Raw genomic sequence first — 7206 nt, forward strand, 5'->3', positions numbered from 1 at the left:
GTCCGCTCCTATCAATGAAGGAGCTTATCTCGCGGCATCATTCACAAAAGAAAAGGTGGGATGTTCGTCGCGCTCACGGTTAACTTGATGGCTTTCCCTTTGAAACGAAACGGAGCTGCGAACAGGCGGAACAATCACTCTTCCCTGGCATAGCGAAAATACAGAGTCTTCGGCTTGGCGAGCTGTCGGAAATTCATGCGTAAGCCTTGTAAGACGCTATAAAAGCTGTGTTTTCATAGAAGCCCGCCAATCTGCTCGGGATCGTACCAGATGTCATCTGTGGACGCGGAGAACGCCTGCATAGTAGGAAATATTGCTATATCTGTTGCTTCATCGAATATCGCATAGTCGAAACTATTATCGGAGTTGAACGAAGGCTGGAGTGCTACCGCGTTATAATTTCGATCATTGTAGGAGCCCCGAACAATATTATTGGAAGAGGTATGTGAAATATTTTCTGATAAGGAGATAATCTTTTCATTATAAGATTCAGCAAAATAAAGTGTATCCAGCGCACTGGATACATCGTGTGCGAATGCTGAATTGCCCGGGATTAGACTTGATACGTTTACTGCTGTAGGCCAGTAGGAACCTGCTGGTTGGCCAGAATTCACCACGAGATCGGCAAGGGAGACATTCTTCACATCTGCGAAGGAAAGATATTCGAAATTTGTGAATTGGATATGATCGGTGGTTGCCGCGCCACGGATCGTAAAGTGGTTGCCTTCACCGAGAATGGTGTAGTCCGCGATGTTGCCGGAGAACACAATCCAGTCGATTCCTTCCCCTCCGTTGGCATAGTTATAAGTTCCACCCAAAAAATTGAGCTGATCATTGTGATCGGAACCGCCGAAATAGCCATTGGAGCTGCCAATGAATGTGACTTTCGGAACGAGATTTCCAATATTCAGAGCTGTTTGCCAATATGCCCCAGGTTGGTGCCCCGAATAGTTTGGTACTTCCGCCAGCGATACATTCTTTGCGTCGGCGAAAGATAAATATTCAAAATTTGTAAACTGGATATGATCGGTGGTTGCCGCGCCACGTATCGTGAAGTGGTTTCCTTCTCCGAGGATTGTGTATTCCGCAATATTGCCGGAGAAGATGAGCCAATCGACTCCTGCTCCTCCGTCCGCATAATTATTGCTCCCTCCATGATATGTAAGCGTATCATTTTGGCTTGTTCCGCTAAAATAGCCGCCATACGATCCACCTATATTGCCCTGATTGCCACCCGGATTGGGTGTGCCTCCATTATTGTCGTTCTGAAGACCAGCCAGATATCCGACAATATAAGTGAAGTCGGCCATACCTTGCCAAACTGTGTATTCAGACGACATATAATGGTGGAAGTCGGCTTGATAGGATTCAGAAAGTGGTATGAATTCGAGTCCCGGCCATACTGAGTTTTGCAAGTGTGGATCGCTCCACCATGACTCGACGTCATAGTCGCCATAAATCAGCAAGCCGGGTGGCGGCGTGCCGCCGAGGGCTTCTGCATCGAAATTCAGAATCTCGTTGGGCTGACGGACGCCAAGGCCTGTCAGATACGCTTGGTTCAGTGGGTTTGAACCCAATGTATACTGAACGTCTTCCAGAAGGCGGCTCAAGAACCTGTCATCCCCGGAGAGTTCATAAGCGCGGACAAAAACCTGAGCAGCAATACGTGACTGTGTTCCCGCCATTCCAAAATTTGTGCCGTCGTAAGAATATGTGTATCCGAACGGGTTTTGCGGATTGTTGTTATAAACATAGTCGGCTTCATGCAGGATTGCTGCAACGCCGTTATCGTTAAGATGCTCATTCTTGCTGCCAGCTATTTGTGAATAAACATAAGCAGCTTCGAGTTGGCTTCGTCCATATGTAGCTGAATTATATATGGAAGTTTGCTGGTAGATACTGTCCCACTGTATGTCTTCGGTCAGCCGGAACAATTCTGCAGCGGCCAGGTTACGGGAATTGGTTTCTTCAGCAGTAAGGGGAGAGCCCGTCAATGCCGCCTGTTCGGCCCATTGCATTGCCGCAGTTGCGCTGTTCTGCCAAAGGGTAACTTGAGATGGATCGTACTGCTTCAAGATATTGCCAAGTTTGGCTGCACTTGCCGCATATTCCCAACTCGACCATTTTGTCGGTGCGAATGCATATAGGACCACATCATCTGCAGCCCAAGAAGCATCGCCCCAGCTGGGCAGATTAGCCCCTTCGACGCCATAGGAGACGCCACCATCCGCCTGTTGTATTCGACGGAAAAAATCCAGTGTCCACATTGCTTCGTCAACGACGTCAGGAATTCCATTCGCATTTTCTGGAATTGATGCTTGGCGGTTGTTCGCGAAGTCTGGAGATAATTCAGCGATCTCAATCAGCTTGCGCGCAGCTTCAACATGTTGAATACGCCGGTCCCAATCACCCGCATCGTGCCATCCTCCCCATGCGCCTTCAAGCACTGTTGTGGTGGCATGAGACACCAGTTCACTGAAGCGACTAGGCAGGTCCGGATCATTGTCCCGGCTTACGTCCGGAGCATAGGTTGACTGATAAACAGTAACTTTCGTGCCGCCTTCTGTGTGCAGCGAGGCCGGACGGGTCCAGCCTGTATACTCGCCTTCAAGAGCGATACCACTGCGCTGGTGATAGAAGCCGCTGAGTGCAACGTCAAAAATCTGTGCCCAATGGTCGTGAGAAATAGCAAAACTCTGAGAAATCCCGATGTCTTCGACGAGCACAGTGTATGTTCCTTCGTCCGTGATATCGGAAAAGTCCATCTTCCAGACTTCGGTTCCCTCACGGTTTGGGGAATTGCTTAAGGGGTCGTACGACTGAACGACAAACGCAGTGCCGGTTTTGACAATTGTGTTCGTTGCAACATCGATAACTTTATATCTGGGAGCCTCATCGTACAGTTGCGCATTGGAAGCCATCGCTCCATTCTGGCCAATTGATACGCCATTCCAGCTCGACAAAGTGGCGAACTTGACAATGTCATCGGGGTCGAAGCCCGTTAAATTGACGTGAATTGCCTCGGATACAATGCTCTCTGGACTAAAAGGGCTATGAACTGTTGTAAAATCAGCATCGTTCAGATCAATGCTGACGGCAGCCCCTTCCGGTATGGGCGCCGAGAGCTTGATAAACACGTTCTGAACAGTTTTGTAGGCTGTATTGTTGTTATACGCGCCTTCCTGAAAGTCACTGGCAAGCCGCGGATCGTCGCGAACTTGTGCCATGTCGATTATGCTGGCTTTTCGGGAAAGCTGTTCGATAGAAACGGATTGCCCGTTGATCGCTATAGACCAATTTGCAATCTGATCTGCAAAAGCGCTTCCAGGAATACCATTTGTGGTTACGAAGAGGTCGGCGATAGAGGAAGCTTCAAAAATGTCGAACGGCATGAAGTATTCGCCGTGCTCGCCCACATATCTGCCGTCATGCTGCTTATAAACGGAACCGTTTTCTGTCCATTCGACGGCGTGATAGCCGCTCCATCCTTGCGGCACATCGGCAATTTCCAGTTTCGAGTCGATCACGTTACCCAACTCCATGCGGATTTGGATTGTGTCGTTCGATACGAAACTTACAGTCACAAACGTGTTTTGCATCAATGCCCCCAGTGCCAGAGACATGGGTACGATAGGGCGAATAAAAATGTCAACTTATACGTGTCTATGAAATAAATAATAATAATATTATATATAACTAATATTGCATACTTTGATTGAGAATCCTCTATAATATTCCTTCTAGCTAATATAAATATGCAGCATATTGATTGACAGCTCATTCCTTAATGCATTTATTCAACTTCAGATGGATTTGATTTGATGTGACAGATTGATCAGTTTTGCTGCTCGTTGTGGGGGATGTGTGAAGGGTTTGGATTTGCGGCTCATTCATTGGCGCGGTGTGATTGATGTTGGTGTATTCTCCTTTATCGTTAACGTGCTGCTGCTAACTTCACCGCTGTTTATGCTTCAGGTCTATGATCGCGTACTTCCAACCGCGAATAGCAGCACACTTCTATATTTGAGCGTCATCGCAGTATTGGCATTGTGCTGCCTTTCATTTCTGGACATCGTTCGCTCGCTTTATGCGCAACATATAGCGACGGACATCGACAAGAAACTGGGAGGGGCGGCCTTTGAAGCTGCACTGGACGAAAGGCATGTGGAAGCCGCTGACATTCAACCCTTGCGCAACTTGGGCAAAGTCAGGGCATTCATAGCTTCAAAAGGATTGCTGAACCTCTTTGATTTGCCATTCGCACCACTCTTTCTGGTTGTGCTCTATTTCATCCATCCCGTGTTATGCTGGCTGACAATCGGTGGAGCTATCGTCCTGCTGACAATAGCGATGGTCAATCAGATCGGGCTCTCGCGTTTGAGTGGACAGAATACCGAGCAGGCAGCCGTTGCCAATCAAGTCGCTCGGGCTTTCATTCAGAATAAGGACACCGTCCGTTCAATGGGTATGGAACGACACGCCGTCCAGGTCTGGGGCAATGCTTTTGCGACATCGTTAATTGTTCAAAATCGAGCAGCTTCCATTAATACTTGTTTCGGAGGCATATCCCGGTTCGTGCGTATACTTCTGCAAATGGCGACACTGGCAGTGGGAGCATGGCTTGTTCTGCAAAACCAGATGACAGCAGGAATGATTTTTGCCTCTTCCCTCATATCCGGACGGGCACTCCAGCCCCTTGATCAACTGATCGGAGGCTGGAAGCAGACGTTTGAAGCTTTGAAGGCGTGGGAGCAGTTGCAGGCTTCACTCTCGTCATATTCAAAGGGCAGGGAAAAGAAAGTTCTTTTTCCTGATCCCAAAGGTACGATTTCGGTTCGCAATCTTGTGTATGCTCGCCCGGGGAAAGGCCCCGAAGCCGAGGCAATTATAAAAGGCGTTAGCTTCGATATCCGCGCCGGTGAAAGAATTGCATTGATAGGGTCGAGTGGCGCAGGCAAGTCAAGCTTGGCGCGCCTACTGGTGGGGGCATTAGCTCCGACATGTGGTTCGATTTGTGTCGATGATGCTGACAGGAAAACATGGGACAAAGCTCAACTCGGTGAAACAATCGGTTACCTTGCGCAAGAAATACAGCTTTTACCCGGAACGATTGCCGAAAACATTGCGCGCTTCGACCCGCGAGCGACAAATGACAGCATCGTATCTGCGGCCTGTCGTGCGCAAGCGCATAAACTTATTCTCAGCTTGAATGATGGTTACCAGACGCGGATAGGCAAAGCATCGGTGCTATCAGGGGGGGAACGACAGCGGATTGGCCTGGCAAGAGCCTTTTATGGTAATCCGAGAATACTTGTTCTCGATGAGGCGAACGCCAATCTCGACAGCGAAGGAGAAGCGTCACTCGAACGGGCTCTGGCAGATGCGCGCGACGATGGAATAACCGTTATATTAATCACACATCGGATGTCGATCGCTGGCACCTGTGACCGGGTTCTCCTCCTGCGTGACGGGGCTATCGTCAACTTCGGCACTCCAGAAGAAGTTTTACGAATGCCACAGCAGGAGATCAAAGGTTCGCTGCAATCATCTTATTTGCAGGAAAGAACGGCAAGGTTTGCGACGAGTTGGAGAACTCGCCCAACTTCGCATGGTCGCGATAATGACTAATCTAAGTTCGAATTGGGCTGATCGGCTTCAATCCAACCGTAGCAGACTATCGTTGTTCGGCTATTTGTTGGTCGTTTTCCTAATTTGCGGCTTTGCTATTTGGGCGGCGACGATGCCGTTGGCGCGCGCTGTCATTGCTCAAGGGAAAATAGCAGCGGTACATCATAATATTTTGATACAACATCTCGAAGGCGGATTGATCAAGAAGGTCCATGTACGTGAAGGGGACTATGTCAAAGCTGGCACCGTTTTGTATACCCTGGATCCCACGGAGGTTCGAACGAATGTTAATAGACTGAGCAAAAAGATCGTGTCTCTTAAAGCCAGTCTGTTACGCCTTGCCGCCGAGCGTGACGGTGCTACAAGCCTGCTCCTGCCAACAGCAGATCAGTTTACACCGCATCTGAGTGACGTTGCAGATATGATTGCGGAACAGCAGAAGGAATTCGACGCAAGATTTGCGCGCTATATTTCGGAGCAGGATATTCTTCGCCAGCGTGTTATCGCACTTAATAAAGCGGCGATTGGGTTGGCAGCTCAGAAAGAAGCAGTCGATAAACAATTAAAAATTATACAGATCGAGCTGGATCGGAAGAAAAGGCTGGTCGATCAGGGGCTGACAAATATTTTTGAGTACACCCAGATTCAGAGAAACAAGACCGATCTGACAGGGCAGGGCGGTGCAATCGAAGCTCAGCTGGCCGCGAATGTGACACAAGTCATTGAAGCACGGGAGCAGATTGAGCGAATAAGAACTCAGCGCGTCGAACAATCGGTGTCCAGTTTAAACGAAATACGTATCCAGCTTGCGGATGCCGAAGAGCAACTGAACGCTGCCTTGTCCGTGTTAGACCGTACGGTGATAAAGACGCCCACAGATGGCATAATTATATCGATGGCGTATGGCGGGGCAGGAAGTGTTATTGCGCCCGGTGAAAAGTTAATTGAGTTGTTGCCAACCACTGAGCGTCCGGTTGTTGAAGCCCGTGTCCCGCTTCAGGAAATTGATGCTCTATGGATTGGCCAGCCCGCACGTTTGCGCCTGACGGCACTCAATGCGAGGCTTACACCTGAGTTGGAAGGTTCAGTTATTTATATATCGGCAGACCGCATCACTGATCCAGCAACCCAGGAGGCTTATTATCGCGCCCGAATAAGAATCTCAGAATCGGCTTCCAATACGATCAATAGTGAGCGGATATACGCGGGCATGCCTGTTGAGATTCACATTGATGCCGGAGAGCGTACATTCCTTGATTATCTCGCCAGGCCAATCATCGACTCTTTTAAGCGCTCATTGACAGAAGAATAAATATGCCTGGTTGCAACATGATGGTGCATTCTTCACGCAGTCGGTCGAACACGCGCTTGAGCGAGTTGGTCTGGAGCTTCTGTGACCGTTTTTACGTTTACTTCGACCTTCTGACTCCAGACCTTCAGAATGCGAGGGTCCGGTGGGATCATCTCATTTTCCAATTCTTACGAGGTGCGGCGCTTATGATTAGAGCGTTTCTCTATCTGAATGAATTGGATGGCTTTGCAAATCAGTTCGTTTCTGATTCAAACTATCTGCCGATG

General features: G+C 48.8%; 4 protein-coding genes. 3 read left to right on the forward strand and 1 reads right to left on the reverse strand.

Going from position 1 to position 7206, the window contains the following annotated elements; genetic code table 11:
- Positions 1-233: 233 nt before the first annotated feature.
- On the reverse strand, positions 234-3599 hold the full coding sequence (locus JNC70_RS22435) for a glycoside hydrolase family 9 protein (RefSeq protein WP_374789025.1): 3366 nt from the start codon (positions 3597-3599) through the stop codon (positions 234-236).
- Positions 3600-3864: 265 nt separating this feature from the next.
- On the opposite strand from JNC70_RS22435, the gene JNC70_RS22440 reads away from it, so the two are divergent.
- The 3 genes from JNC70_RS22440 to JNC70_RS22450 form a co-directional block, all read left to right on the forward strand.
- Positions 3865-5628 carry a type I secretion system permease/ATPase gene (locus JNC70_RS22440; protein WP_167394105.1) on the forward strand — a complete coding sequence of 588 codons (1764 nt, stop codon included), beginning with the start codon at positions 3865-3867 and terminating at the stop codon, positions 5626-5628.
- 52 nt (positions 5629-5680) lie between these two features.
- Positions 5681-6940 carry an HlyD family type I secretion periplasmic adaptor subunit gene (locus JNC70_RS22445; RefSeq protein WP_167394104.1) on the forward strand — a complete coding sequence of 420 codons (1260 nt, stop codon included), beginning with the start codon at positions 5681-5683 and terminating at the stop codon, positions 6938-6940.
- 56 nt (positions 6941-6996) lie between these two features.
- Positions 6997-7206 (forward strand): hypothetical protein (locus tag JNC70_RS22450; RefSeq protein ID WP_374789027.1); only part of this gene is annotated, 210 nt, incomplete at its 3' end.

Origin of the sequence: Brucella oryzae (genome assembly GCF_041929965.1) — a bacterium.
GTDB classification, from domain to species: domain Bacteria; phylum Pseudomonadota; class Alphaproteobacteria; order Rhizobiales; family Rhizobiaceae; genus Brucella; species Brucella oryzae.

Bases quoted from the DNA above. Each gene is read 5' to 3' on its own strand.
- JNC70_RS22435 (WP_374789025.1), bottom strand. From the start codon at position 3,599: ATGCAAAACACGTTTGTGACTGTAAGTTTCGTATCGAACGACACAATC.